General features: G+C 44.6%; 24 protein-coding genes. 10 read left to right on the top strand and 14 right to left on the bottom strand.

All coding sequences use genetic code 11. From position 1 onward, the window contains the following. Nucleotides 1-26: 26 nt before the first annotated feature. The 8 genes from nadC to yacG all read left to right on the top strand — a co-directional run bounded on the left by nadC (nt 27) and on the right by yacG (nt 7,221). Nucleotides 27-914 (top strand): carboxylating nicotinate-nucleotide diphosphorylase, encoded by an 888-nt coding sequence (gene nadC / locus R7Q09_RS16985; protein WP_054576329.1) that lies wholly within the window; start codon nt 27-29, stop codon nt 912-914. Nucleotides 915-1,176: 262 nt separating this feature from the next. Continuing rightward, nucleotides 1,177-1,608 carry a prepilin-type N-terminal cleavage/methylation domain-containing protein gene (locus R7Q09_RS16980; RefSeq protein ID WP_042521333.1) on the top strand — a complete coding sequence of 144 codons (432 nt, stop codon included), beginning with the start codon at nt 1,177-1,179 and terminating at the stop codon, nt 1,606-1,608. 10 nt (nt 1,609-1,618) lie between these two features. Next, entirely contained in the window at nt 1,619-3,304 is a 1,686-nt protein-coding gene (pilB, locus tag R7Q09_RS16975; RefSeq protein WP_318071122.1) for a type IV-A pilus assembly ATPase PilB, read from the top strand. Between the two features lie 23 nt (nt 3,305-3,327). After that, entirely contained in the window at nt 3,328-4,551 is a 1,224-nt protein-coding gene (locus R7Q09_RS16970; protein WP_258481689.1) for a type II secretion system F family protein, read from the top strand. Nucleotides 4,552-4,615: 64 nt separating this feature from the next. Beyond that, a complete protein-coding gene (locus tag R7Q09_RS16965) occupies nt 4,616-5,485 on the top strand; it encodes a prepilin peptidase (protein WP_017635919.1) in 870 nt (289 codons plus the stop codon). Next, complete coding sequence (gene coaE / locus R7Q09_RS16960) at nt 5,486-6,100, top strand: dephospho-CoA kinase (RefSeq protein WP_318071121.1); 615 nt, start codon at nt 5,486-5,488, stop codon at nt 6,098-6,100. It begins immediately after the preceding gene. Between the two features lie 27 nt (nt 6,101-6,127). Next, complete coding sequence (gene zapD / locus R7Q09_RS16955; RefSeq protein WP_017820392.1) at nt 6,128-6,868, top strand: cell division protein ZapD; 741 nt, start codon at nt 6,128-6,130, stop codon at nt 6,866-6,868. 158 nt (nt 6,869-7,026) lie between these two features. Further along, complete coding sequence (gene yacG, locus R7Q09_RS16950) at nt 7,027-7,221, top strand: DNA gyrase inhibitor YacG (RefSeq protein WP_017635922.1); 195 nt, start codon at nt 7,027-7,029, stop codon at nt 7,219-7,221. A gap of 483 nt (nt 7,222-7,704) precedes the next feature. On the opposite strand, the gene rplS is transcribed toward yacG, so the two are convergent. The 5 genes from rplS to ffh form a co-directional block, all read right to left on the bottom strand. Beyond that, nucleotides 7,705-8,058: a 50S ribosomal protein L19 gene (rplS, locus tag R7Q09_RS16945; RefSeq protein WP_005379971.1), complete on the bottom strand. Its 354-nt coding sequence runs from the start codon at nt 8,056-8,058 to the stop codon at nt 7,705-7,707. Nucleotides 8,059-8,099: 41 nt separating this feature from the next. Next, a complete protein-coding gene (gene trmD / locus R7Q09_RS16940) occupies nt 8,100-8,861 on the bottom strand; it encodes a tRNA (guanosine(37)-N1)-methyltransferase TrmD (RefSeq protein WP_005385420.1) in 762 nt (253 codons plus the stop codon). Nucleotides 8,862-8,888: 27 nt separating this feature from the next. Next, nucleotides 8,889-9,437: a ribosome maturation factor RimM gene (rimM, locus tag R7Q09_RS16935; RefSeq protein WP_005379964.1), complete on the bottom strand. Its 549-nt coding sequence runs from the start codon at nt 9,435-9,437 to the stop codon at nt 8,889-8,891. A gap of 29 nt (nt 9,438-9,466) precedes the next feature. Continuing rightward, on the bottom strand, nt 9,467-9,715 hold the full coding sequence (gene rpsP, locus R7Q09_RS16930; RefSeq protein ID WP_005379962.1) for a 30S ribosomal protein S16: 249 nt from the start codon (nt 9,713-9,715) through the stop codon (nt 9,467-9,469). A gap of 209 nt (nt 9,716-9,924) precedes the next feature. Then, nucleotides 9,925-11,307: a signal recognition particle protein gene (gene ffh, locus R7Q09_RS16925; RefSeq protein WP_005385423.1), complete on the bottom strand. Its 1,383-nt coding sequence runs from the start codon at nt 11,305-11,307 to the stop codon at nt 9,925-9,927. Between the two features lie 224 nt (nt 11,308-11,531). Between ffh and R7Q09_RS16920 the strand changes: the two genes are divergently transcribed. Continuing rightward, nucleotides 11,532-12,326, top strand: a complete 795-nt coding sequence (locus R7Q09_RS16920) for an inner membrane protein YpjD (protein ID WP_005379950.1) — start codon at nt 11,532-11,534, stop codon at nt 12,324-12,326. A gap of 124 nt (nt 12,327-12,450) precedes the next feature. Beyond that, nucleotides 12,451-13,731, top strand: a complete 1,281-nt coding sequence (locus tag R7Q09_RS16915; protein WP_005379948.1) for an HlyC/CorC family transporter — start codon at nt 12,451-12,453, stop codon at nt 13,729-13,731. A 68-nt stretch (nt 13,732-13,799) separates the two neighbouring features. Here R7Q09_RS16915 and luxS read toward each other — a convergent pair whose 3' ends face one another. From luxS to R7Q09_RS16870, 9 genes are all read right to left on the bottom strand, one after another. After that, nucleotides 13,800-14,318 carry an S-ribosylhomocysteine lyase gene (luxS, locus tag R7Q09_RS16910; RefSeq protein ID WP_017820391.1) on the bottom strand — a complete coding sequence of 173 codons (519 nt, stop codon included), beginning with the start codon at nt 14,316-14,318 and terminating at the stop codon, nt 13,800-13,802. 84 nt (nt 14,319-14,402) lie between these two features. Beyond that, complete coding sequence (locus R7Q09_RS16905; protein WP_005379943.1) at nt 14,403-15,008, bottom strand: hypothetical protein; 606 nt, start codon at nt 15,006-15,008, stop codon at nt 14,403-14,405. A gap of 23 nt (nt 15,009-15,031) precedes the next feature. After that, nucleotides 15,032-16,600, bottom strand: coding sequence for a glutamate--cysteine ligase (gshA, locus tag R7Q09_RS16900; RefSeq protein WP_213964639.1), 1,569 nt, complete (start codon nt 16,598-16,600; stop codon nt 15,032-15,034). A 156-nt stretch (nt 16,601-16,756) separates the two neighbouring features. Next, nucleotides 16,757-19,600 carry a M16 family metallopeptidase gene (locus R7Q09_RS16895; protein ID WP_222712307.1) on the bottom strand — a complete coding sequence of 948 codons (2,844 nt, stop codon included), beginning with the start codon at nt 19,598-19,600 and terminating at the stop codon, nt 16,757-16,759. 9 nt (nt 19,601-19,609) lie between these two features. Continuing rightward, nucleotides 19,610-20,071, bottom strand: a complete 462-nt coding sequence (locus R7Q09_RS16890) for a YqaA family protein (RefSeq protein WP_158159772.1) — start codon at nt 20,069-20,071, stop codon at nt 19,610-19,612. Next, nucleotides 20,065-21,015 carry an NADP-dependent oxidoreductase gene (locus R7Q09_RS16885; protein ID WP_005385434.1) on the bottom strand — a complete coding sequence of 317 codons (951 nt, stop codon included), beginning with the start codon at nt 21,013-21,015 and terminating at the stop codon, nt 20,065-20,067. The genes R7Q09_RS16890 and R7Q09_RS16885 overlap by 7 nt, the downstream gene beginning before the upstream one ends. Nucleotides 21,016-21,138: 123 nt before the next feature. Further along, nucleotides 21,139-22,269, bottom strand: a complete 1,131-nt coding sequence (locus tag R7Q09_RS16880; protein WP_005379935.1) for a sodium ion-translocating decarboxylase subunit beta — start codon at nt 22,267-22,269, stop codon at nt 21,139-21,141. Nucleotides 22,270-22,278: 9 nt separating this feature from the next. Further along, nucleotides 22,279-24,063: a sodium-extruding oxaloacetate decarboxylase subunit alpha gene (gene oadA, locus R7Q09_RS16875; RefSeq protein ID WP_104979686.1), complete on the bottom strand. Its 1,785-nt coding sequence runs from the start codon at nt 24,061-24,063 to the stop codon at nt 22,279-22,281. Nucleotides 24,064-24,094: 31 nt separating this feature from the next. Continuing rightward, complete coding sequence (locus R7Q09_RS16870; RefSeq protein WP_005379932.1) at nt 24,095-24,352, bottom strand: oxaloacetate decarboxylase subunit gamma; 258 nt, start codon at nt 24,350-24,352, stop codon at nt 24,095-24,097. Nucleotides 24,353-24,978: the final 626 nt, after the last annotated feature.

The following is a 24,978-nucleotide window of genomic DNA, read 5'->3' as shown; positions in this document are numbered from 1 at the left end:
ATCTCCCTTTCAAGACAAGATTTGCGATGAAGAACACACACAACATTCAAGAACGCCTAGAATACCTTAAACAACAACTCCCTTTAGAGATCACTCGCTCTGTCGCTGATACCTTAAAAGAAGATCTAGGTGGCAGTGTCGACGCAGATAATGACATTACTGCATCTTTGATCCCTGCCGATGCGGTTAATACCGCAACGATTATTACTCGTGAGTATGGTGTGTTCTGTGGTCAAGCATGGGCAGATGAAGTTTTTAAGCAGCTCGGTGGCAAGGTCAGTATTGAATGGCACGTAAAGGACGGCGATAAAGTCGAACCTAACCAAACCCTTTGCACGCTGACAGGCCCTGCTCGTGACTTGTTGACTGGTGAGCGTAACGCAATGAACTTCATCCAAACGTTGTCTGGCTGCGCAACAGTTACCGCAGAGTACGCTGAAAAAATCGCGCATACTGAGTGTCGTCTACTAGACACACGCAAAACCATTCCTGGTCTGCGTAGCGCACTAAAATACGCCGTGACGTGTGGTGGTGGCTTTAACCATCGCATCGGCGTGTTCGACGCTTACCTCATTAAAGAAAACCACATTATTGCTTGTGGTGGCATCACTCAAGCCATCCAAAAAGCGAAAGAGCTTAACCCAGGCAAACCGGTAGAAGTAGAAACGGAAAGCTTAGAAGAGTTGAAACAAGCGATAGAGGCTGGTGCCGACATCATCATGCTCGATAACTTCACAAAAGAAATGATGCGTGAAGCCGTAGCGATTAACGCAGGTCGTGCCGCTTTAGAGAACTCCGGCAACATTACGCTAGAGACCATCGCAGAATACGCAGAAACCGGTGTCGATTACATTTCGGTAGGCGCGTTGACTAAGCATTTAAAAGCGATGGATCTTTCGATGCGCTTCAAATAATAAAAGCAACAAATCTGAAATTACTTCAACTAACTCAGTGAGTTGTGAGTAATTCATCATTTAAAAGGGCCAATTGGCCCTTTCTTTTTATCCACTAAAAAAATAGTACTACTCGCAAAACTCTGCATGCGATATGCAACTTTTCACCAAAGAGTTTTATCTCACTCGAGAGCCCATCCCTTCCCCATTTTCAACCCACCTTAACTCTCCATAATCTTTCGCTAATGCAAGAGCATTATTAATTTTTTAGAAAGGGTTAAAAATGAAAAACAGTAAACAGAAAAAACAGCAAGGTTTTACCTTGATTGAATTGATGATTGTAGTGGCTATTATTGGTGTTTTGGCAGCCGTCGCCATACCAGCTTATCAAGACTACGTAAAAAAATCAGAAGCCGCATCAGCTCTTGCTACGTTAAAGTCCCTAATTACTCCGGCTGAACTCTATTATCAAGAAAATGGAACGAGCTCGGCTGCTGGTCTTTCTGATTTAGGTTCAGTAGCTTCAGCTAACGATTTAGGCACACTAACATCAGCAATTGGATCTGGTTCAGGTGCGGTACCAACTCTAGAATTTGCTTTTGGTTCAAATAGCTCAATGACCTCGAGTGATACTTTAACTTTCTCTCGTAGTGCAACCGAAGGTTGGTCTTGTGCTCGTGCTGGTACAGTCCCAGCAATTGATGGCTGCCAATAACTAGTTGTTAATGTTAACCAACTTATCCACGGTTCTTCGCCAAAGAGGAGTACTGACGTTTTCCCAAGAAGAATCGTTAATAGAGCAAGTCAAAGCTTCTGGCATTTCGATGCCAGAGGCTTTACTCAGTTCTGGATTATTTACATCAAGCGAACTCGCTGAGCACTTAAGTTCTCTCTTTGGTTTAAATCAGCCCGAGTTATCTCAGTACGAGTATGCTTCGCTTTGTCAGCAACTTGGCCTTAGGGAATTAATCACGCGGCATAACGCACTCCCACTCCAGCGTACGTCTTCAACGTTATTACTCGCCGTTGCCGACCCCACCAACCAACAAGCAGAAGATGATTTTCGCTTTGCCACTGGTTTACAGGTTGAATTGGTCTTGGGGGATTTTAGTCAACTCAGCGCGGCAATTCGACGCTTGTATGGTCGTTCATTGAGTCATGAGAAGTCCGGGTTAAAAGAGATCAACCAAGAAGAGTTAGCCAATCTGGTTGACGTGGGCGCAGATGAAATCGACAACATTGAAGACTTGAGCCAAGATGAGTCTCCTGTTAGCCGTTACATCAACCAAATTCTGTTGGACGCTGTGCGCAAAGGCGCATCCGATATCCACTTTGAGCCTTATGAAAAGATGTACCGCGTGCGCCTACGCTGTGATGGCATCTTAATTGAAACACAGCAGCCACCAAGCCACTTAAGTCGCCGCTTATCCGCTCGTATCAAAATCCTCTCTAAACTTGATATTGCAGAGCGACGTTTACCACAAGATGGGCGTATTAAGCTCAAGTTGAATCAAGACACCGCAATTGATATGCGTGTATCCACGCTACCGACTCTATTCGGAGAGAAAATTGTACTACGACTGCTCGACAGCAGCTCTGCGTCATTGGATATCGACAAGCTTGGTTATAGCGAACAACAAAAACAATTGTACTTGGATGCGCTGCGTCGCCCACAAGGCATGATTCTGATGACAGGCCCAACAGGGAGCGGAAAAACCGTTTCTTTGTACACCGGGCTGAGTATCCTCAATAAACCAGAAATCAACATTTCTACGGCAGAAGACCCAGTAGAAATTAACTTATCGGGCATTAACCAAGTTCAAGTCCAGCCTAAGATTGGTTTTGGTTTTGCCGAAGCACTGCGCTCTTTCTTACGTCAAGACCCCGATGTGGTAATGGTCGGTGAGATTCGTGACTTAGACACCGCCGAAATCGCTATAAAAGCCTCGCAAACTGGTCATTTAGTACTTTCAACCTTACATACCAATTCTGCGGCTGAAACGGTTATTCGTTTATCAAACATGGGCGTAGAAAGCTTTAACTTGGCCTCATCTCTTAGTTTGATTATTGCCCAGCGCTTGGCCCGTAAACTGTGCTCGCACTGTAAACAATCACAAGAGCTTACGGTTCAGCTACAACATCTTGGAATTCAAGCAAGCGACAACATTTTTAAAGCCAATCCCGATGGATGCAATGAGTGTACCCATGGTTATTCCGGCCGGACGGGGATTTATGAAGTGATGCGCTTTGATGAATTTCTTTCCGAAGCGCTTATTAAAGGTGCCTCGGTACATGAACTAGAAAAACTCGCCATCGCAAATGGTATGAGCACGTTACAAATGTCGGGCATAGAAAAACTCAAACAAGGGATCACAAGTTTTAGTGAACTACAGCGTGTACTTTATTTTTAATCCTTTAATCAGCAGTCACATCCATGAAAAGCACTACACCACAACTTAAAAACTTCCGCTGGAAAGGCATCAATAGTTCTGGCAAAAAGACGTCTGGACAAACCCTCGCGATGACAGAAATTGAAGTACGCGAACGTCTAAACGCACAGCATATCAAGATCAAGAAGTTAAAGAAAAGCAGTATCTCGTTTCTCACTAAACTCAGCCATCGCGTAAAAGGCAGAGACATCACGGTGTTTACCCGTCAAATTTCGACGATGTTGATAACCGGTGTGCCCTTAGTTCAGGCTTTAAAATTGGTATCAGAAAATCACAAAAAAGCAGAGATGAAATCCATTTTGATGAGCGTAACACGCGCCGTCGAAGCGGGTACGCCTATGTCAAAAGCCATGCGCACTGCAAGTGAACACTTTGACCCACTCTATACCGACCTTATCGCAACAGGTGAGCAATCCGGTAACTTAGCGGAAGTATTCGAGCGCTTAGCCACCTACCGAGAAAAAAATGAACAACTCCGTGCGAAAGTGATCAAAGCACTGATTTACCCAGCGATGGTAGTGCTAGTCGCGTTAGGCGTGTCGTTTATCATGCTCACCAAAGTCATTCCCGAGTTCGAAAAAATGTTTGTTGGTTTTGGTGCTGATTTACCTTGGTTTACCAGGCAAGTGTTAGATCTTTCCGCCTGGACACAAAACTGGAGTCCGTTTATCGCACTAGGCTCCATTAGTTTATTCACCTCGGCGAGAATCCTCTCTAAGCGTTCAGATTCTTTTCGCTTAATGCTCAACCGCTCTGTGCTTAAATTTCCTGTTCTGGGCCCTGTATTATCAAAAGCCGCTATCGCCAAATTTAGTCGAACACTCGCCACAAGCTTTACAGCGGGTATTCCAATTCTAACCAGTTTAAAAACCACATCAAAAACCTCAGGAAACTTACACTATCAACTCGCCATAGAAGAAGTGTACCGTGATACCGCCGCAGGTATGCCAATGTATGTAGCCATGCGCAACTGTAATGTGTTCCCTGAATTGGTGTTACAAATGGTTATGATCGGTGAAGAGTCTGGTCGACTTGACGATATGCTCAATAAAGTTGCAACGATCTACGAGTTTGAAGTCGACAACACCGTCGACAACCTTAGTAAAATTCTAGAGCCACTAATTATCGTATTTTTAGGTATCGTTGTTGGCGGATTAGTGACAGCAATGTACTTGCCAATCTTTAACTTAATGAGTGTATTGGGCTAGAATGAGCTGTTAACTCCTTTAAAACAGCATCTTGCTGATTTCACTCATCGCTCAAGAGACAAATATGGAAGTATTCCAGTACTACCCTTGGCTATTCGTTGTGTTTGCCACCATCTTCGGTCTGATCGTGGGTAGCTTCCTCAATGTGGTTATTTATCGACTACCTAAAATCATGGAACTAGAATGGCGACGCGAATGTGCCGAGTCATTTCCTGAATACAAAATAGAACCTCCTAAAGAAGTGCTGACCTTAAGCGTCCCACGCTCCTCCTGCCAGAAATGCGCAACACCGATACGTATTCGCGACAACATTCCTGTGATTAGCTGGCTGCTTTTAAAAGGCAAATGTCACAACTGTCAGGCAACCATTAGTGCACGCTATCCACTGATTGAACTGCTCACCGCGTTCTGTTCAGGCTTTATAGCTTATTACTTTGGTTTTAGTTACTTTACCGTTGCCCTACTCTTTTTTACTTTTATCTTAATCGCCGCAACATTTATCGATCTCGATACTATGTTGTTACCTGACCAATTAACATTACCATTAACTTGGGCTGGCATTGCCTTAGCATTAGTCGAAATAAGTCCTGTTACTCTACAAGATTCTGTCATTGGTGCTATTGCTGGTTACCTATGTCTCTGGTCCGTTTACTGGGGCTTTAAGTTACTTACCGGTAAAGAAGGAATGGGGTATGGTGATTTTAAACTACTGGCGGCACTAGGAGCTTGGCTAGGTTGGCAGTCACTGCCGATGATCATTCTACTTTCTTCTGTGGTTGGCATCGTATTTGGCATCATTCAACTACGCTTGCAAAAGCAGGGAATTGAAAAAGCTTTCCCTTTCGGTCCTTACTTAGCAATTGCTGGTTGGATAAGCTTAATTTGGGGCGACCAGATTTTAAACTGGTACTTTACTTCAGTTCTAGGAGTGTAAATGGCTTTGGTTATTGGTTTAACAGGTGGTATCGCTAGTGGAAAAACAACCGTCGCGAATCTGTTCAAACAACAATTTAAAATCGATATCGTCGATGCCGACATTGTCGCAAGAGAAGTTGTCGAGCCAGGTACTCCCGGCCTAAACGCGATTATTGAACACTTTGGTCACGATATCGTTCGTGAAGACCAAACTTTAGATCGCGCAAAGCTGAGAGAAAAAATCTTTTCGAATTCAGATGAAAAAGCATGGCTCAACGCACTGTTGCACCCGATAATTCGTGAAAAGATGATCGAAGATTTGCAGCAAGTCACTTCAGAGTATGCGTTACTTGTGGTGCCGTTGCTCGTAGAAAACAAGCTAGATAGTTTGTGTGATCGCGTTCTTGTCGTCGATGTAGAACCGAATACACAGATATCTCGCACGATGAAACGAGACAATGTGAGTGAAGATCAAGTTCGCGCCATCCTTGCCTCTCAAGCATCAAGAGAGCAAAGGCTCGCGCTTGCAGAAGATGTGGTTAAGAATAATCCAAGTGACCCTGATCTTTTGCTTCAAATCACAGATTTGCACGAAAAGTACCTAGCCATGTGTAAGAAAAATCTGCGAAAATAGGAACGAAACTCACAAAGGCTTATGTCGATGACCACGCACAAATTTGAACATCCGTTAAATGAGAAAACTCGTATTTATCTAAGAGTGGAGTCTCTGCTGCGTCAGGCTCACTTGGCCTCTGGGTTTAGCGAAAATCATCAGTATCAACTGTTTTTCCGTGCGTTATTCGATATGGTTGAGATCTTCGAACAAATCCAACTGAAAAGTGAACTGGCTAAAGATCTTGAGAAGCAACGGCTGTCGTACCGCCATTGGCTCAATGTTGATGGTGTCGATCAAGACGCATTAAATACCTTGCTACAAGAGATAGATGTCGTTCATAGCCAACTAATGAGTGCTGAACGTTTTGGCCAAGCATTAAAAGAAGATCGCTTCCTAAGCTCTATCCGTCAACGCTTTAATCTACCGGGTGGTTCATGCTGTTTTGATCTGCCAGCATTACACTACTGGCTTCATCTACCTATTGAACGTAAAAAGCGTGATGCACAACAGTGGCAAGCAAGCTTAAAGCCCTTATCTGATGCGCTTTCGTTATGGTTAAAGCTCACTAGAGAGACCGGACATTTCAAAGCTCAAATCGGTCGTGCAGGTTTCTTCCAAAGCGACGCTGATGAAGCCAACATTCTAAGACTTCACATCCCAATGGAATATGGCGTTTATCCTATGATTTCAGGTCATAAAAATCGCTTTGCGATCAAGTTCATGTCGTTTGAAAACGGTCAAGCGTGCACACAAGATATTGAATTTGAACTTGCTGTGTGCAGCTAAGACGACACTACGCCTCGCCTCCATAATCTAAAATTCAACGCTTTATTGCGCTTATATTTGATAAAATTTCGTAGCAGCAATAGCGCGTTGAATAAGCCATCTTTAATTCGTTTAGGTATACTACCCTTTAACACCAATTAGTAATGGGACGCTCAACTATGTCTAAAGTTACCATCGTTCAATGTCCACAATGTGGCGCCGACGTAGAATGGGGAGAACAAAGTCCTCATCGCCCTTTCTGCAGTAAACAATGCCAAATGATTGATTTTGGTGAATGGGCAGATGAAGAAAACACCATCCCAGGCGCACCCGATATGTCCGATAGTGATGGCTGGTCTGAAGATCAGTACTAAATTAAGACCTAGGGTAAAGGAAGATCCTAGGTTCCTTCTTGGGGAATCTGAATCACGCTCCTTCGTCGCTGTCCAGAATGACGAATTTTAACCACGGTACTCTATAATCTTTGACCATCATTTCCTGTCATTCCTAGGAGCCATAGCGGCATCAGGAATCTACTCATAGCAAGGATGAAGCTAACAACTTAAACAATTGCATGCTCGACTAGTAGATTCTGAATCACGGTCCTTCGTCGCTATCCAGAATGACGAATTTTAACCAAAGTACCCAGTAATATTTGATCATCATTTCCCGTCATTCCGAGGAGCCATAGCGACATCAGGAATCTATTCACAGCAAGGCAGAGGCGTGGAGTGTACATCAGTGCATGAGCATCGACAGTTCAGGTCGGGTGAAAAGAAACGAGCAAGCTAATTACACAAATAAAAAAACGGAGCCCTAAAAGGACTCCGTTTAAGATGAGAACGCTAGTTATAGCATTACTTCTTAGCAAGTTTCTCTTTGATACGAGCAGACTTACCAGAACGCTCACGTAGGTAGTACAACTTGGCACGACGTACTGCACCACGGCGTTTAACTTCGATGCTATCAACGATTGGAGAGTGTGTTTGGAACGTACGCTCAACACCTTCACCGTTAGAGATCTTACGTACAGTGAAAGCAGAGTGTAGACCACGGTTACGGATTGCGATTACAACGCCTTCGAAAGCCTGTAGACGCTCACGGTCACCTTCTTTTACCTTAACTTGAACTACAACAGTGTCACCTGGTGCAAATTTAGGTAGGTCTGATTTCATTTGCTCTTCTTCAAGAGCTTTGATGATGTTACTCATTTTTTAAATTCCTAGAATAAACTGATACTAAATAAATTAGGTTACTTTGCGTTATGTTCTTTAATGGCTTTATGCTCATTAACAAACTCAGCAAGTAATTGTTCCTGTTCGTCAGTCAGAGCTAGGTTTTCCAGGAGCTCTGGTCTTCTTAGCCAAGTACGGCCCAACGACTGCTTGAGTCGCCATTGACGAATGTCCTTGTGATTGCCTGACATCAGTACAGCTGGTACCTCTTTGTCATCCAATACTTCTGGACGCGTATAGTGAGGGCAATCTAACAAGCCATTTGCAAAAGAGTCTTCTTCTGCTGACGCGAAATCCCCTAGTACACCCGGAACAAACCGAGAGACAGAGTCGATTAACGTCATGGCTGGTATCTCACCCCCCGTCATCACAAAATCACCAATCGACCATTCTTCGTCGACTTCAGATTGAATGATGCGCTCATCTACCCCTTCATAACGACCACAAATCAGAAGCAAGTTCTCATTCGTTGCCAGTTCTTCGACCCCTTTCTGGTCGAGCTTGCGACCTTGAGGAGAAAGGTAGATGACTTTCGTCTTGCCCGGTGAGGCTGCTTTCGCGGTATGAATGGCATCGCGCAAAGGCTGAACCATCATTAACATACCAGGGCCACCACCGTAAGGTCGGTCATCGACTGTGCGATGTTTGTCGTGAGTGAAATCTCTAGGATTCCAAGTCTCAATCGACAAAAGACCTTTTTTAACCGCTTGACCTGTTACTCCAAAATCAGTAACAGAACGGAACATTTCTGGAAAAAGGCTAATAACGCCAACCCACATGTTTATCTCGCTCTGTAATTTTGGAGATTAGAATCCAGGATCCCAGTCAACTTCGATCCGTTGAGCTTCGCGATCAACATTAATGATCACTTGCTCTTCAAGGAACGGGATTAATCGTTCCTTCTGCCCGAAAGCATCTTTAAGATTTGCTTTAACAACCAGAACATCGTTTGAGCCAGTTTCTAGCATGTCAGTAACAACACCTAGATCGTAACCTTTAGTGGTTACAACTTGCATCCCAAACAATTCGCGCCAGTAGAACTCATCTTCTGACAATTCAGGAAGTACCGCAGGGTCAATAGCAATTTCAAAGTTCGTCATTAGATGCGCGTCTTCACGAACATCCATGCCTTCCAGCTTAGCCACCATACCTTTGTTATGGCGCTTCCAGCTTTCTACTTTGTACTCAACCCACTTGCCCTTTTGGTTAATGTACCAAGGGCTGTAATCGAAAATGCTTTCAGCATTGTCTGTGTAGGAAAAAACCTTAAGCCAACCACGAATGCCGTAAGTAGCACCAAACTTGCCTACAACAATCTTTTCGTTGCTCATTGTTTCTTTACCTTTCATCGACATAAACTAGTTTCTACTTTTCAAGTAAAAAATTAAGCCGCTTTTTGAGCGTCTTTAACTAGCTTAGCAACACGGTCAGATACTGACGCGCCTTGACCAACCCAGTGGTTAACGCGGTCTAGGTCTAGACGTAGACCTTCTTCTTGACCTTTAGCAGTTGGGTTGAAGAAACCAACTTTCTCGATGAAACGGCCAGTTGCAGCGTTGCGGCTGTCCGCTACTACGATTTGATAAAATGGACGCTTTTTAGCGCCGTGACGTGCCAAACGAATGGTTACCATGTCGTCCTCTTTGCTTTCTCAAAAATAAAATTAACCCCAAAAACCATTCAAGAAATTAAACAGTTTGGGGTCTCGTGCCAAAATAAAGCTCCGGAATTTTACTCTTCTCCCGGAGCAATGCAAGGAGTTTAGTTACTTTTTCACCAACATAAATTGAATTTAAAGTTTGTGACGTACCTAACACCCTGAATCTATGCGTGATCGATTAATTAACGACCAAATGGGTTGAAGCCACCGCCACCCCCCATGCCGCCCATCATGCCTTGCATGTTGCGCATCATGCCTTTCATGCCACCTTTTTGCATCTTTTTCATCATTTTCTGCATTTGGGTGAACTGTTTTAGTAAGCGGTTTACATCTTGAACCTGCACACCAGAACCAGCCGCGATACGCTTCTTGCGCGAGCCCTTGATAATTTCTGGGCGTTGACGTTCTTTCATTGTCATGGAGCTGATGATCGCTTCCATCTGTTTGAACATCTTGTCATCGACTTTATCTTTCACATTGTCTGGTAGCTGGGACATTCCTGGAAGCTTATCCATCATCCCCATCATGCCGCCCATGTTTTGCATCTGGCCTAGCTGTTCACGGAAATCTTCAAGGTCGAAACCTTTCTTCTCTTTGAACTTCTTCGCTAACTTTTCTGCCTTTTCTTGGTCAACGTTGCGTTGTAGGTCTTCAATCAAAGACAGAACGTCACCCATGCCAAGAATACGTGAAGCAACACGATCTGGGTGGAACGGTTCTAGCGCGTCAGTTTTTTCACCGACACCCAAGAATTTGATTGGTTTGCCCGTGACATGGCGTACTGAAAGTGCCGCACCACCACGAGCATCACCATCAACCTTAGTTAGAACTACACCGGTAAGAGGTAGCGCATCGCCAAAGGCTTTTGCTGTATTTGCTGCGTCTTGACCCGTCATGGCGTCAACAACAAATAGCGTTTCTACTGGGTTGATAGCTGCGTGAAGATCTTTGATCTCCCCCATCATCTCTTCATCAATTGCCAAACGACCTGCGGTATCGACAATAAGTACGTCGTAGAACTTTTTCTTCGCATGGTCAATCGCTGCATTGGCGATATCAATAGGCTTTTGGTCTGGTGATGATGGGAAGAAGTCAACACCGATGTCTGATGCCAGTGTTTCAAGCTGCTTGATTGCCGCAGGACGGTAAACGTCGGCAGACACAACCAAGACTTTCTTCTTGTCACGTTCTTTTAGAAGCTTAGATAACTTACCTACCGATGTGGTTTTACCCGCACCTTGTAGACCAGCCATAAGAAGCACAGCAGGTGGTTGAGCAGCAAGGTTTAGCGCCTCATTCGACTCACCCATTACGGCTTCAAGTTCTGTTTGAACGATCTTGATAAATTCCTGACCTGGAGTCAGAGATTTAGAAACTTCTACGCCCACCGCTTTTTCTTTAACGCGGTTCACAAATTCACGAACGACCGGAAGCGCAACGTCAGCTTCAAGTAGAGCCATTCGGACTTCACGTAGGGTTTCTTTAATGTTGTCTTCGGTCAGACGACCTTTACCACTGATATTTTTCAGCGTTTTGGATAATCGATCCGTTAAATTCTCAAACATCTTTGTCTCTTCGCTAAAATGGCGATTAATTAGTGTGAGTATACATTAGCCAAGGTCTGAGTCATACCCGTACCGCTGTCCTATTCTTGTCTCTATTTATATATGGTGGGGTAACTTATTAATTTCAATATCTCATCTCTCACGATTGATGTCGGATATAACGTAGCCCCAAAGTGTAATGCAAGGTATAATTTCTCCATCGTGCACAATAATATTTAGGATTCATGGATAGCTTAATAGCCATCGCGGCCGCCATACTTTATGTCTTGGCGATTGCGACCATCATACCCGGACTCTCACAACAGTCAGGAATCAAAGCAAAAACAGTGTTTGCTAGTGCTGCCTGTGCGCTTGTTTTTCATGCGTGGATTTTGAGTGATCTGATTTTTGATGGTTCAGGTCAAAACCTGAGTATTCTCAACGTGGCTTCTTTGATCAGTTTTATTATTTCTCTGGTCATGAGCCTTGCTATGTTGAAAAACCGACTGTGGTTTTTATTGCCTGTCGTTTATAGCTTTGCTGCCATCAATTTATCTGCTGCCACATTTTTGCCAAGCACGTTTATAAAGCACCTAGAGAATGACCCTAAGCTACTCATTCATATTTCATTTGCGCTCTTCTCATACGCGACTTTAACTATCGGGGCACTCTATGCGCTTCAGTTGGCTTGGCTGGATCACAAACTGAAAGCAAAAAAATCTTTGGCGATTAACCCAAACCTGCCGCCTCTATTAATGGTGGAGCGTCAACTCTTCAAAATTATTTTGATCGGTAACTTATTGTTAACTGCCACGCTCATTACTGGCTTTGTCTTTGTGCAGGATATGTTTGCCCAAGGTAAGGCACATAAGGGCATTCTTTCTTTCATCGCTTGGGTGGTGTACTCAATACTGCTTTGGGGTCACTATCAAAAAGGCTGGCGTGGTAGAAAAGTCACATGGTTCGCTGTTGCAGGAGCAACACTGTTAACTCTGGCATATTTTGGCAGTCGCTTTGTAAAAGAAATCATCTTGAATTAAGGAGCTCTAGGGCTCCTATCCTTTATATTTTAGGCTAGATAAAATACAGTACGCCTTAACTCTTTGACTTAACGGACTTACTCAACCGTTATATAACCCAATACTTACAAGGAACAGCAACGTTTTGGACGACATCTCTACGGGTATCTTGTTTGCGCTACTCGCGTGTCTTATCGTCATATCAGGTTACTTTTCCGGTTCAGAAACAGGGATGATGTCTCTGAATCGTTATCGCTTAAAACACTTAGCCAAAAACGGGCATAAGGGTGCTAAGCGAGTCGAAAGACTATTAGACCGTCCAGATCGTTTGATTGGTCTTATTCTTATCGGCAACAACCTCGTTAATATTCTCGCGTCCGCGATCGCGACCATTATTGGTATGCGTTTGTATGGTGATTTAGGTGTCGCTATCGCAACCGGTGCACTAACTATGGTTGTATTGGTTTTTGCCGAGGTTACCCCTAAAACAATTGCAGCGCTTTACCCTGAACGTGTGTCCTACGCGAGCAGTATATTATTGACCATACTGATGAAGTTACTGTCGCCTTTAGTGATGCTTGTTAACTTTATTACGAATGGCTTTATCCGCTTACTTGGTGTAAGAGCGGATCACTCAGCAGAAGATCATCTTAGCTCCGATGAGCTGCGTACGGTGGTAAATGAAGCTGGCGGTTTGATCCCTCGCCGACACCAAGACATGCTAGTGTCTATTTTAGATCTTGAGCACGTCACCGTGAACGACATTATGGTCCCACGCAATGAAATTACCGGTATTGATATTAACGACGACTGGAAATCCATTGTTCGCCAGCTAACACACTCACCACATGGACGCATAGTTTTCTATCGTGACCAAATTGATGAAGTGGTTGGCATGCTGCGCTTGCGTGAAGCTTATCGTCTGATGTTGGAAAAGAACGAATTCAACAAAGAAACGCTATTACGTGCTGCTGATGAGGTCTATTACATCCCAGAAGGCACACCACTGAACGTGCAAATGTTGAAATTCCAACGCAACAAGCAACGTATCGGTCTGATCGTGGATGAGTACGGTGATATCATCGGTCTAATCACTCTTGAAGATATTCTGGAAGAGATCATTGGTGAGTTCACGACGTCAATTTCTCCAAGCCTCTCTGATGAAATCAGTCCTCAAGGTGACGGAAGCTTTCTTATTGAAGGCAGCACCAATATTCGAGATATTAACAAAGGCCTGAAATGGGATTTACCAACGGATGGCCCAAGAACGTTAAACGGTCTTATTTTGGAGCACCTGGAAGATATTCCAGAGAGCCATTTAAGCGTGAGAGTAGCGGGTCACCCAATGGAACTTGTTGAGATTGAAGAGAACCGAATCAAGCTCGTTCGTGTTTATCCGAAGAAGAAAAAATCGACATCCAAATAGCCAAAAGAAAAGCCTGACTCATGTCAGGCTTTTTTACTTATTGGGGCAATATGCTTCTTAATGAGCACCTAGTCGATGCGCAACTCTTTTAACATCGACTCAGGCAAAGCAAGTTCATCATTTTTGTTCACCGAAACACCAGCATCCAAAATGTTCTTTGCGATCTGTTGTGCTTCTTTTAAAGAGTGCATTGCTGCCGTGCCGCATTGGTATTCGTTAAGTTCAGGGATCTTATTCTGACTTTCTACCTTCAGCACGTCTTCCATTGCTGCAATCCAAGCATCTGCGACTTGCTGCTCTGATGGTGTGCCAATCAGACTCATGTAAAAACCTGTGCGGCAACCCATAGGCGAAATATCGATGATCTCAACAGAATCACCGTTTAGGTGATTACGCATAAAGCCTGCATAAAGGTGCTCTAGGGTGTGAATACCTTTTTCAGAAAGAATGTCTTTGTTTGGCGCAGTAAAGCGTAAGTCGAAAACAGTAATCGTATCCCCTTTTGGGGTCTGCATGGTTTTCGCCACTCGCACTGCCGGTGCATTCATACGAGTGTGGTCCACGGTAAAACTATCGAGTAAAGGCATTACATCTCTCCTGATTGTAACTCCAGTACCTTTCGGTAATGGATAAATGTCATTCATCCCTACAGCACATGAACTGACTGTGGGCTAAAAGAACCAGCTGCTGTTGTCTTCTAATTCCTGACGACATTGCTTCAGCTGCCAGCCATAAGTTTTCGCTGTTTGTTCAACACGTCGAGCGACTTTGATTAAACTAGGCTTTCGATTATAAGTACCTCGCTTATACCCACCTCGCCCTTCATGATAAGCCAGATACTGGTTATAGGGATCCCATAATGAAATCCCTAGCTGACGCCGTGTTTCATGAGTATACCAACCGACAAACATCATAGAATCATCGAAGTTGGTACGAGAGCCACCCTGACCTGTGGCATCTTGGAAGTCTTCCCAAGCAGGGTCTTGAGCTTGAGCGTAACCATACGCACTGCTGACTCGTCCCCAAGGAATAAACCCTAGCAAATAATCTTTAGGTGGTTTTGCATCGTGCCGAAAGCTGCTTTCTTGTTTAATGATGGCCATAGCGACATGAATAGGGGTCCCCCATTCATCTTCCATATCTTTGGCATCATCGTACCAACCGGATTTCTCTCGGAATATCTCGCATAAGTTATTCTGCTGCTTTGGCGGTGCCGTAGCACAACCTGCAAGTAACACGCTTCCAAGTACCGCTACTACTGACGACTTAATGTTCAACCGCACCAATCCTTAGTTAGTCATTACTGCTTCAGGTAAGCAAAGTAATCTTCCAAAAAATCATCAAGAGAAAGCGTGTCACTCTGCTCTGCTTGCTTTTGTTTTTCCACGGACGACGCTACTTCCGTTTCCATCGTATCTTGTGAATAGTACTGATAACCGTGAGCTAGGTTTTCATCACGGTACTTCATACCAAGAGTACAACCAACTTTACCTAGCCCACCCAGCTCTTTCGTTAGCTCTAATAGTTGACCAGAGATCGTTAGTTCTGGGTTATCAATCCATGTCTCGAGTTGATTACACACATCTTGGTATGCACTGCCACCAGCGGTCATATCCATTTGCTGTGCTATTTGACGTAACTCGACGAAAACTCGGTGTGCCCAATCTTGTAGAGATAGACGCTCACCTTGGCAACCAATTTGCAGCATTAGACCTTTTTCACGGCCAGAAACAATGACTTTATTCCAGTTATCGCGCCAACACTCTAATTCACAGTTATCCATAGGGTCTGAGTCTGACAAGGCCGCCCAGGTAAGGAAGAGATCCAAGAATCGTACTTGCTCTTCATTTAAGCCCACTGCGCTGAATGGGTTAACATCTAGAGAACGAACTTCAATGTATTCGACACCACCGCGTCGTAACGCATCTGAAGGCTTCTCACCACTTTTCGATACACGTTTTGGACGAATCGGAGCGTACAGTTCATTCTCAATTTGTAAGATATTGGAATTAAGCTGGCGGTATTCACCATCCACTTTTACCCCAATTTTCGCAAACTCTTCTGATGGGTGGCGAATCGCATCACTCAAACCATCGAGGTATTGGTCAATGCTGTTAAAACCAATTTTCAGCACACTTTGAGCACTATTGGTATAGCCAAGATCGCTCAAACGCAAAGACGTCGACTTCGGCAAATATAATGTCCCGCCAATCTTCTCGAATGGCAGATCGGTTTCACGACCTTGAATAAAAGAGCCACATAACGCTGGTGATGCACCAAAGAAGTAGGGAATCATCCAGCCAAAGCGGTAGTAATTACGGATCAACGCAAAGTACGCATCAGACTTAGCATCTTGGCGGGCTTGTTCATCTTGCTCGCCATAGAGCGCATCCCAAAATGTTTCAGGAAACGAGAAGTTAAAATGGACACCTGAAATAATTTGCATCAGGCTGCCATAGCGACGCTTTAGGCCTTCTCGGTACAGCGTTTTCATTTTCGCTGCATTCGAAGAGCCATACTGGGCTAACTGAATATCATCCTCTGAGCCTACGTAGCAAGGCATTGATAGTGGCCACATTTTCTCTTCACCCATTTTGGTTTGAGTGAAATGATGGATATCTTTCAGCTGTGCCATCAGTTCTGGAATTTCATGTGACACAGGCGTAATGAACTCTAACAATGATTCCGAAAAATCCGTTGTGATCCATTGATTTGTGAACGCAGAGCCTAACCCTTCAGGATGAGGAGTTGTAGCTAGATGTCCATCCTGACGATAGCGCAAAGTTTCTCGCTCAACACCGCGTCCAAACTGCTTAAATACTTCGGGGTTTGATGCAACTTTTTTTAGTCGCGCAGCAAAATCAGTCAAAATGAGGTTCGCTTATATTGGGAGCAGGACACTTGTTACATAACACAAGTGTAAGCTAAGTTATTGATAGTTAATGCATCTAGATAAATAACCCACGAAAAGTTGCTTATCTAGATGAATAGCGGAGAAACGTTTCTCCGCTATTAAATGTGTACTCTATCGAATGATTTCAAGCTCTTCTACGTCTTTCCCCAACTTTTCTAATTGAGGACGCAACGATTTAGCATCACCAACGACGATAATTTGATAGTCATTTGGATCAAACCATTTCTGAGCCAGCGCATTCAACGTCTGCTTATCGACTTTTTCTACGATAGCGTTTCTTTGCTGCAAGTAATCATGATCGAGGTTGTACTTAAGAATATCACTGATGAGCTCCGCTTTTTGTGTTGGCGTTTCATATTTCAGTGCATCTTTTTGACCGACCGCTTGACGCATAAATTTCATCTCTTCATCAGTAATACCTGACTGCGAGTATTCATTTAGCTCATTTTCCATCTCAATGATCGAAGCAACCGTTGCATCCGCTCGTACTTGCGCGGTGAAAACCACCGAGCCTGTTTCTGGATTACCAGAGAAATATCCGTAAGCACCGTATGTGTAACCCTTGTCTTCACGTAGATTTTGGTTAATGCGGCTATTGAAGTTCCCAGCTAAGTTGAAGTTTGCCAGTTGGCTTAGGTAAAAATCGCCCGTTGCGTCGTAAGGCATACCTTGACGAACCATCATGACCACACTTTGCGGCGCTCCTGGTTTATCAACAAGATGGATCTTTTGCTCACCTAATGCAGCAATGCTTTGCGGTGCATACAATGGCGCAGCTTCATCTTGCCAGTTTTTCCAGAACGTCAGTTGCTGCTCAATTTCCTGTTTATTGATGTCACCAACAACGACGATTTGCGCACTTTGTGGCGTGTAATGCTTCGAGTAGAATTCACGGACATCATCCAACGTTAATGCACTGACACCTGCTTGCGTGCCGTCTTTTGGTCGAGCAAAAACCGAATCCCCATAGAGCACCTGGCGACTCGCTTGTGACGCCATCCAACTTGGATTTTGGTGCTCATATACCAGGCCTTCTAGCGCTTGCATTTTTACACGCTCGAAATCATCTTGATTAAATGCAGGAGACAGCAACATCTCTTCGACAATTTTTAACGTCGGCTCTAAGTTCTTTTCTAGAGCAGAAACACTGATGTTTGTTGTATAACCTGTGGCATTAACAGAGATAACACTACCCAGTTTATCAAGCTCAGCTTGAATCTCTTCGACACTGCGTTTCGTTGTACCTTCTTGCAACATCGCAGCGGTCAATTGGGCAAGACCTTCTTTACCCTTTTCAACAAAACGTGTCCCTGCAGGTAGACTAAATTGCATCATCACCGTCGGCGTTTCATCGCTAACTGCACCAAGCAGCTCTGAGCCATTCTTGAAATGTAACTCGTACAGCTCTGGCATCGTCGCTTTCACTGGTTCTCCTACTGGCGGTTGCACTGAGCGATCGAAGTTATCGGTCGCACGACGATACGCCAATTGGTCATCGGAAATCTTCTCATATTCTGGCAGCGTACGCTTTGGTGTCACAAAGGTCGCAGGTTTTACGACAAGGTCTGTTTTTCCTTTTGGGACCACGCTTAGGGTCACTTTGTTCTTACCTTGGATAAAGTCCGTATACGCTTTTTCTACCGAAGTCGGCGTAACTGCACGGATTTGTTCAAGCTGTTGCTCAAGACGATCAGGTTCGCCGAAAAATGTCTCGTTGGAAGCCAACTGAGTCACTTTACCTTTAACGCTTTCTAGCGCAAAAATAGCATCCGCTTCCGCTTTACCCTTCAACTGCTCAAGGCGATCTTCTGTCACGCCTTTTTCCGCAAACTGATTCAGTGATTGTAAAAGCTCGTCGTACAGTTTTGATAGGTCGCCTTTGTCTCCAGAATCGCCCATTGCGTAAACGTAAAAGTTACACGCCAGTTCAGCACAGTCATGGAATGAACCAGCATCGACCGCTTTTTGAGTCTTCACTAGGTCTTGGTAGAGCACGCTGTTGGTACCGCCACCCAATACTTCTGATAACGTGTCGAGAGACGCTTGGCTTTCTTCGCCGTTGTAGGTTGTTGGCCACGCGATCATCACCATAGGTTGTTGAATACGATCTTCTAGCGTGATGTATTTATCTTCTTGCAGTTTTGCAGGTTGTTTCGGCGCATTTTCAACCTCAGGACCACGAGGAATCGAACCGAAGTACTTATTTACCCACTCTAGAGTTTGTTCAACGTCTAAGTCACCACCGATCGTGATAGTCGCATTGTTTGGGCCATACCAACGCAAGAAAAACGCTTTGAGGTCGTTCACATCCACACGATCAAGATCTTCAACATAACCAATGGTTTGCCACGAATACGGATGACCTTCAGGATATAGCGCTTCGGACATGCGCTCCCAAATTAAGCCATAAGGACGATTATCGTAACGCTGGGCTCGCTCATTTTTTACAGTCGAACGCTGAATTTCAAATTTGCGTTGAGAAACCGCATCCAGCAAAAAGCCCATACGGTCAGACTCTAACCACAGCATTTTCTCGAGCTGGTTAGCAGGGACAGTTTCAAAGTAGTTAGTACGATCGCGGTTTGTTGTACCATTTAACGTGCCGCCAGCCTCTGTGATGATCCTGAAGTGCTCTTGGTCACCAACGTTCTCTGAACCTTGGAACATCATGTGCTCAAAGAAATGCGCAAAACCAGACTTACCCACTTCTTCACGAGCTGAACCAACATGGTAAGTCACATCCACATGGACCAATGGGTCAGAATCTTCAGGAGCTAAGATCACCGTTAAACCATTATCGAGTTTATACTTTTGGTATGGAATCTTAACTTTGCCTTCTTCAGCTTTCGATGACTCAACGAAAGTTACCCCTTTAGGCAGTGATGAAACTGGCGTATTTGATGCACAGCCCGTGATCACCAACAGTGAACACGCGCCAACCCAAAACATCTTCATGTACTTTCCTTAAAATAATCCGAGATAGATGGCCGCAAGTAAGCTATACCTAGCAGCCTTTCCTAAAAATATTAAAATCACGCAAGGCAGAAACTTCATTCTTAGCCACCCTGCGGCTAAACACAGCGGGTCTCCTATTACAGGTAACCAGCTAAAAAATAATCCCCAATAGCCATACTTAGAGAGCCACTTTAATGCGGTATGACCGTGCTTTTCCTCTTGTGCTTTGTTGGGAATCCACAAGCCAAGCCAATAATTTGTTAAGCCACCAAGCGTATTACCGATAGTAGCGACCATAACAATTGAAGAAACGGTATATTGATTTAATGAGAGAGTAGCAACTAAGCCCGCCTCAGAACCACCAGGCAACAACGTGGCACTGAGAAAACCGGTCATGAAAAGCACCCATAATGCTGAATCTGAAAACCAAAGCGCTAAACTTTCAAAACTCGTGTTAAATGCTTCTAGCATGTCATATCAAGCAACACCTTGCCTCTGGTTCTTCCTGATTCGACCTGCTGGTGAGCACCAATGACATCACTCATAGGATAAACCTGTTGAATTTCAGTCTTCAGTAAGCCAACGCCGACCATGTACAACAAGGTATCTAACTGCGCAGGGTCTGGTTCAACCAACATGCCACTAGCCTCAAAGCCTAGGAGTTTGGCTTTTTCACAAATCAGCTCAGCTGTGATGGTTGGAACGGTGATGACTCTCGCATTGTCTTTCAGGCATTTAAGCGCATCTAACGCAGCATCTCCGCCTACTAAATCAATCAAAACATCAACATCTTCAACACGTTCTGACACTGGTGCAAATTGATAGTTCACTGCATGAGCACCGAGCGTCGCAAGGTAATCTAAATTTCGTTCACTGCAGGTTGTAAAGACTTCCGCTTTCGTCGCGATCGCAATTTGTACCGCGAGGTGTCCAACACCACCGGCTCCAGCGAGGATAAGTACGCGATCGTTTTCCGTCACATTAGCCTTACTGAGAGCTTGTGCCGCAGTTTGTCCCGCCAACGGTAATGCAGCAGCCGCCTCTAAAGTGACAGAGCTAGGAACATGACTTAACTCAGTTTCTGGAACACATATGTATTGGCTGTAACCACCGCCTCGAACTGGGAAACCAATAAATCCAGCCACCTCATCACCTTCATTAAAACGTGACGCCCCCTCTCCACAAGACATCACTTTTCCTGAGATGTCGTAACCTGGCACCCAAGGTAAATTGTCCTTATTCTGCGCTGCCGCCCAACCGAGCCCAGCTCGAGTTTTGACATCAATAGGATTTACGCCTGAAAAAGCGACTTTTACTAAGACTTCACCAGGCTGTGGTGATGGTGTAGAAGCATGTTGAATCGCGAGTACGTTGGCATCACCAAACTCAGTGATAACGATCTGTTTGTGTTCCATAAACCATTCCCTGCAAGAAAACAAAAAGGGATGCGAAAGCATCCCTTTGACTATAAACCATTTTGTTAACCTAAGTTAATCGTGATTTTGTAAATTGGTTGATCATTCCATTTTCAATAATGTCTAACCAACAAGTGCTAACAATATACCAGCCGCAACGGCTGAACCCAGCACACCAGCAACGTTTGGTCCCATCGCATGCATTAACAAAAAGTTTTGCGGGTTAGCTTGTAAACCAACTTTGTTTACGACTCGCGCGGCCATTGGTACCGCAGAAACGCCAGCCGCACCAATAAGTGGGTTGATGTCTTCTTTCGAGAACTTGTTAAGCAGTTTCGCCATCAGAACGCCCGCACCAGTACCGATACTAAATGCAACTGCACCTAACCCCAAGATACCTAACGTTTCTAGGTTCAAGAACTGCTCAGCTTGCAGCTTAGAACCAACACCAAGACCTAAAAAGATAGTCACTATGTTGATCAATTCATTTTGAGCAGTTTTCGATAAACGATCGACCACACCAGCTTCACGCATCAAGTTACCCAAACAGAACATACCAACCAATGGCGTAGCTGAAGGTAAGAACAGAATCGTCATCAGTAATACGGCAAGCGGGAAGATGACTTTCTCCCATTTACCAACATGACGAAGCTGAGCCATCTTAATTTGACGCTCTTCCTTGGTTGTCAGTGCTTTCATGATTGGTGGCTGGATAATCGGCACCAATGCCATATAGCTGTATGCCGCGACTGCAATCGCACCTAGCAGATCTGGAGAGAGCTTACTCGCTAAGAAAATCGCTGTCGGCCCATCAGCACCACCGATGATCGCGATAGACGAAGCATCTGCCATGGAGAACTCCATGCCAGGTACATAGTTGAGCAAAATAGCGCCAAACAGTGTTGCAAAAATACCAAACTGCGCAGCCGCACCTAACCACAACGTTTTTGGGTTTGCGATCAAAGCACCAAAGTCGGTCATCGCGCCCACACCCATGAAGATCAATAGCGGGAACACACCCGATTCAATCCCAATGTAGTAAACGTAGTAGAGCAAGCCACCAGGCTCAGTAAAGCCAGCATTTGGAATATTCGCCAAAATAGCACCGAAACCAATCGGCAATAACAGTAAAGGTTCAAATCCTTTTTTAATTGCCAAAAACAGCAAAGTACAACCAACCAGCATCATACAGATTTGGCCGAACTCGAAGTTAGCGATCCCTGTTTCTGCCCAAAGGGTTAACAATCCGTCCATGATACTCCCTTACGCTAGGCTCAACAGAGGCGCACCTACTGTGACAGCATCGCCTTCTTTAACGTTCAGCTCTTGAACCACACCACCACGCGCCGCTCGTACTTCAGTTTCCATTTTCATCGCTTCAAGGATGAGCAATACATCGCCTTCAGCTACCTCAGCACCAGGCTGAACATTCACTTTGAAGATGTTACCTGCAAGAGGAGCAGGCACCGCTTCAGCTGAAGCATTAGAAGGTGTGCTAGGTGTAGCCGATTTTGCCGGTGCATTAGAAGGAGCAACAGATGTCAGTTCACCTTGAGGGCCAACTTCCACCTCATACACCTGCCCGTCAACACGTACACTATAAGTTTCTACACCACCAGTTGCTGGTTGAGCTGCAGGTACAGCAGGCTTCGCAGCTTCTAGCGTTGGTGCTGGCTCAAATGCTTCTGGGTTTTCACGATTCTTAAGGAACTTAAGCCCAACTTGAGGGAAAAGTGCATAAGTGAGTACGTCATCAACACGCTCACTTGCTAGCTTAATGCCTTCTGATTTCGCTTTCTCCATCAGATCAACCGTAAGCGTCTCCATTTCAGGCTCAAGTAAATCGGCAGGACGACAGCTAATTGGCTCTTTACCATCAAGCACTTTCGCTTGCAGTTCTGCATTTAACTCGGCTGGCGCTTGACCGTACTCACCTTTCAATAGGCCAGCGGTTTCCTTGGTAATACTCTTATAGCGCTCGCCAGTAAGAACGTTAATCACCGCTTGCGTACCGACGATCTGTGAAGTTGGAGTCACCAATGGAATGAAACCAAGATCTTTACGTACACGAGGGATCTCTTCTAATACTTCATCAATGCGATCCGCAGCGCCCTGCTCTTTCAACTGGCCTTCCATATTGGTCAACATACCACCAGGCACTTGGGCAATCAGGATGCGTGAATCGACTCCTTTTAACTGGCCTTCCCACTTCGCATACTTCTTACGTACCTCACGGAAATATGCGGCGATAGGTTCCAGTTGCTCGAGTTTCAAATTGGTATCTCGCTCGGTGCCTTCTAGCATAGCGACTACCGTTTCAGTCGGTGTATGGCCGTAGGTACAACTCATTGAAGAAATCGCAGTATCAAGAATATCAATACCGGCTTCTACTGCTTTTACCGCTGTTGCTGTAGACAGCCCCGTTGTTGCATGACAATGAAGTGCCAATGGCACATCACAAGACGCTTTGATACGCGTGATAAGCTCTTCCGCTTCATAAGGCTTAAGTAAGCCAGACATATCTTTAATACACAGCGAATGACAACCTAAATCCTCTAGGCGTTTTGCCAAGTCAACCCAAGTGTCTGCGTTATGCACTGGGCTCGTTGTGTAAGACAACGTACCTTGAGCATGCGCACCAACATCAACCGTTGCTTTCACGGCTTTCTGGAAGTTTCGCACGTCATTCATTGCATCAAAAATACGGAATACATCCATGCCGTTAGCATGCGCGCGTTCAACAAACTTTTCTACTACGTCGTCGGCATAATGGCGGTATCCTAAAAGGTTTTGACCACGCAGTAGCATTTGCATTGGTGTATTAGGCATCGCTTTTTTTAGTTCACGTAAACGCTCCCAAGGGTCTTCCCCTAAGAATCGAATACAAGAATCAAATGTTGCACCACCCCAAGTCTCTAGAGACCAGTAACCAACCTTATCCAACTCAGCTGCGATAGGCAGCATATCCTCAATACGCATACGCGTAGCAAATAGTGATTGATGGGCATCACGAAGGACCACATCAGTAATAGCTAGTGGTTTAGACATGCTCTTAAACTCCTTTTTAATCCTAGTTCGGCTACTTCGCGAATGAGGCGCGATGTTTATGAATCGCAGCCGAGATCGCCGCCACTACTTGTGGACTAACAGCTGAAGAGGTTGATTGAATATTAGTGTTTGTTTTTGGTGCTGCGATCGGCTCTGGTACTTCTTCTGGTACCAATTTCGACATTAACCGAACGAGATAAACAAGAATAGTGAGGAAAATAAATACGACCGCCATCCCCGTTAGCATCAGGGTGGCCGCATCTACTAGCAGGCTTCCTATATTAGTCATGTTGCTTCCTTTCTTTGTCATCCTGACAACGTGCAGGACTTTAATAGTGTCAAATCCCGACCCATGGATTATCTCGATTGGTTAAATTTTGTCAATTTTGTTTAAGGAAGGTTTGTAGTAATCCTGATAAATGATTATTTATTCACTACCCAGATCACAGTTCATGACAAAATAATCACTTCAAATCGCTATCACCTTACGAACAGAGTAAAGGAGGACATAAATAAAAACTGCGATTTAGATTTCAAAATCAAATCGGGACTCACGCAGTAAAAACCAACAAAAACAAAAAGATGAACAAAATTAACAATCAATAAACAAATAACAAACAAAGTGACTACATGAGAGTAATTGAAATGAAAAATGGAAGTCAGTGTATAGGAGGGATAATCAGGATGATTCACACGATGCGACAGAGGCTTGATAGCAAATTGCTTAGATACGCACATATTCGCTTTTAAAAAGAGGAACATAGGCTCTAGTGATCCTACGCCATATTCCAGATGTCTAGATACAAAAAAGCCTCGCAATTGCGAGGCTGTTTCAATGAGTGGCGCGTCCTGGAGGATTCGAACCTCCGACCGCCTGGTTCGTAGCCAGGTACTCTATCCAGCTGAGCTAAGGAC

The organism is Vibrio sp. 2130-1 (genome assembly GCF_033339515.1).
Note: the sequence above shows the minus strand (reverse complement) of the source record. Positions and strands in the feature narration are given on the sequence as shown.

Excerpts from the sequence above, each read along its gene's own strand:
- nadC (WP_054576329.1), top strand. The coding sequence starts at position 27 with ATGAAGAACACACACAACATTCAAGAACGCCTAGAATACCTTAAACAA.
- R7Q09_RS16980 (WP_042521333.1), top strand. The coding sequence starts at position 1,177 with ATGAAAAACAGTAAACAGAAAAAACAGCAAGGTTTTACCTTGATTGAA.
- pilB (WP_318071122.1), top strand. The coding sequence starts at position 1,619 with ATGTTAACCAACTTATCCACGGTTCTTCGCCAAAGAGGAGTACTGACG.
- R7Q09_RS16970 (WP_258481689.1), top strand. The coding sequence starts at position 3,328 with ATGAAAAGCACTACACCACAACTTAAAAACTTCCGCTGGAAAGGCATC.
- R7Q09_RS16965 (WP_017635919.1), top strand. The coding sequence starts at position 4,616 with ATGGAAGTATTCCAGTACTACCCTTGGCTATTCGTTGTGTTTGCCACC.
- coaE (WP_318071121.1), top strand. The coding sequence starts at position 5,486 with ATGGCTTTGGTTATTGGTTTAACAGGTGGTATCGCTAGTGGAAAAACA.
- zapD (WP_017820392.1), top strand. The coding sequence starts at position 6,128 with ATGACCACGCACAAATTTGAACATCCGTTAAATGAGAAAACTCGTATT.
- yacG (WP_017635922.1), top strand. The coding sequence starts at position 7,027 with ATGTCTAAAGTTACCATCGTTCAATGTCCACAATGTGGCGCCGACGTA.
- rplS (WP_005379971.1), bottom strand. The coding sequence starts at position 8,058 with ATGAGTAACATCATCAAAGCTCTTGAAGAAGAGCAAATGAAATCAGAC.
- trmD (WP_005385420.1), bottom strand. The coding sequence starts at position 8,861 with ATGTGGGTTGGCGTTATTAGCCTTTTTCCAGAAATGTTCCGTTCTGTT.
- rimM (WP_005379964.1), bottom strand. The coding sequence starts at position 9,437 with ATGTCGATGAAAGGTAAAGAAACAATGAGCAACGAAAAGATTGTTGTA.
- rpsP (WP_005379962.1), bottom strand. The coding sequence starts at position 9,715 with ATGGTAACCATTCGTTTGGCACGTCACGGCGCTAAAAAGCGTCCATTT.
- ffh (WP_005385423.1), bottom strand. The coding sequence starts at position 11,307 with ATGTTTGAGAATTTAACGGATCGATTATCCAAAACGCTGAAAAATATC.
- R7Q09_RS16920 (WP_005379950.1), top strand. The coding sequence starts at position 11,532 with ATGGATAGCTTAATAGCCATCGCGGCCGCCATACTTTATGTCTTGGCG.
- luxS (WP_017820391.1), bottom strand. The coding sequence starts at position 14,318 with ATGCCTTTACTCGATAGTTTTACCGTGGACCACACTCGTATGAATGCA.
- R7Q09_RS16895 (WP_222712307.1), bottom strand. The coding sequence starts at position 19,600 with ATGAAGATGTTTTGGGTTGGCGCGTGTTCACTGTTGGTGATCACGGGC.
- R7Q09_RS16890 (WP_158159772.1), bottom strand. The coding sequence starts at position 20,071 with ATGCTAGAAGCATTTAACACGAGTTTTGAAAGTTTAGCGCTTTGGTTT.
- R7Q09_RS16885 (WP_005385434.1), bottom strand. The coding sequence starts at position 21,015 with ATGGAACACAAACAGATCGTTATCACTGAGTTTGGTGATGCCAACGTA.
- R7Q09_RS16880 (WP_005379935.1), bottom strand. The coding sequence starts at position 22,269 with ATGGACGGATTGTTAACCCTTTGGGCAGAAACAGGGATCGCTAACTTC.
- oadA (WP_104979686.1), bottom strand. The coding sequence starts at position 24,063 with ATGTCTAAACCACTAGCTATTACTGATGTGGTCCTTCGTGATGCCCAT.
- R7Q09_RS16870 (WP_005379932.1), bottom strand. The coding sequence starts at position 24,352 with ATGACTAATATAGGAAGCCTGCTAGTAGATGCGGCCACCCTGATGCTA.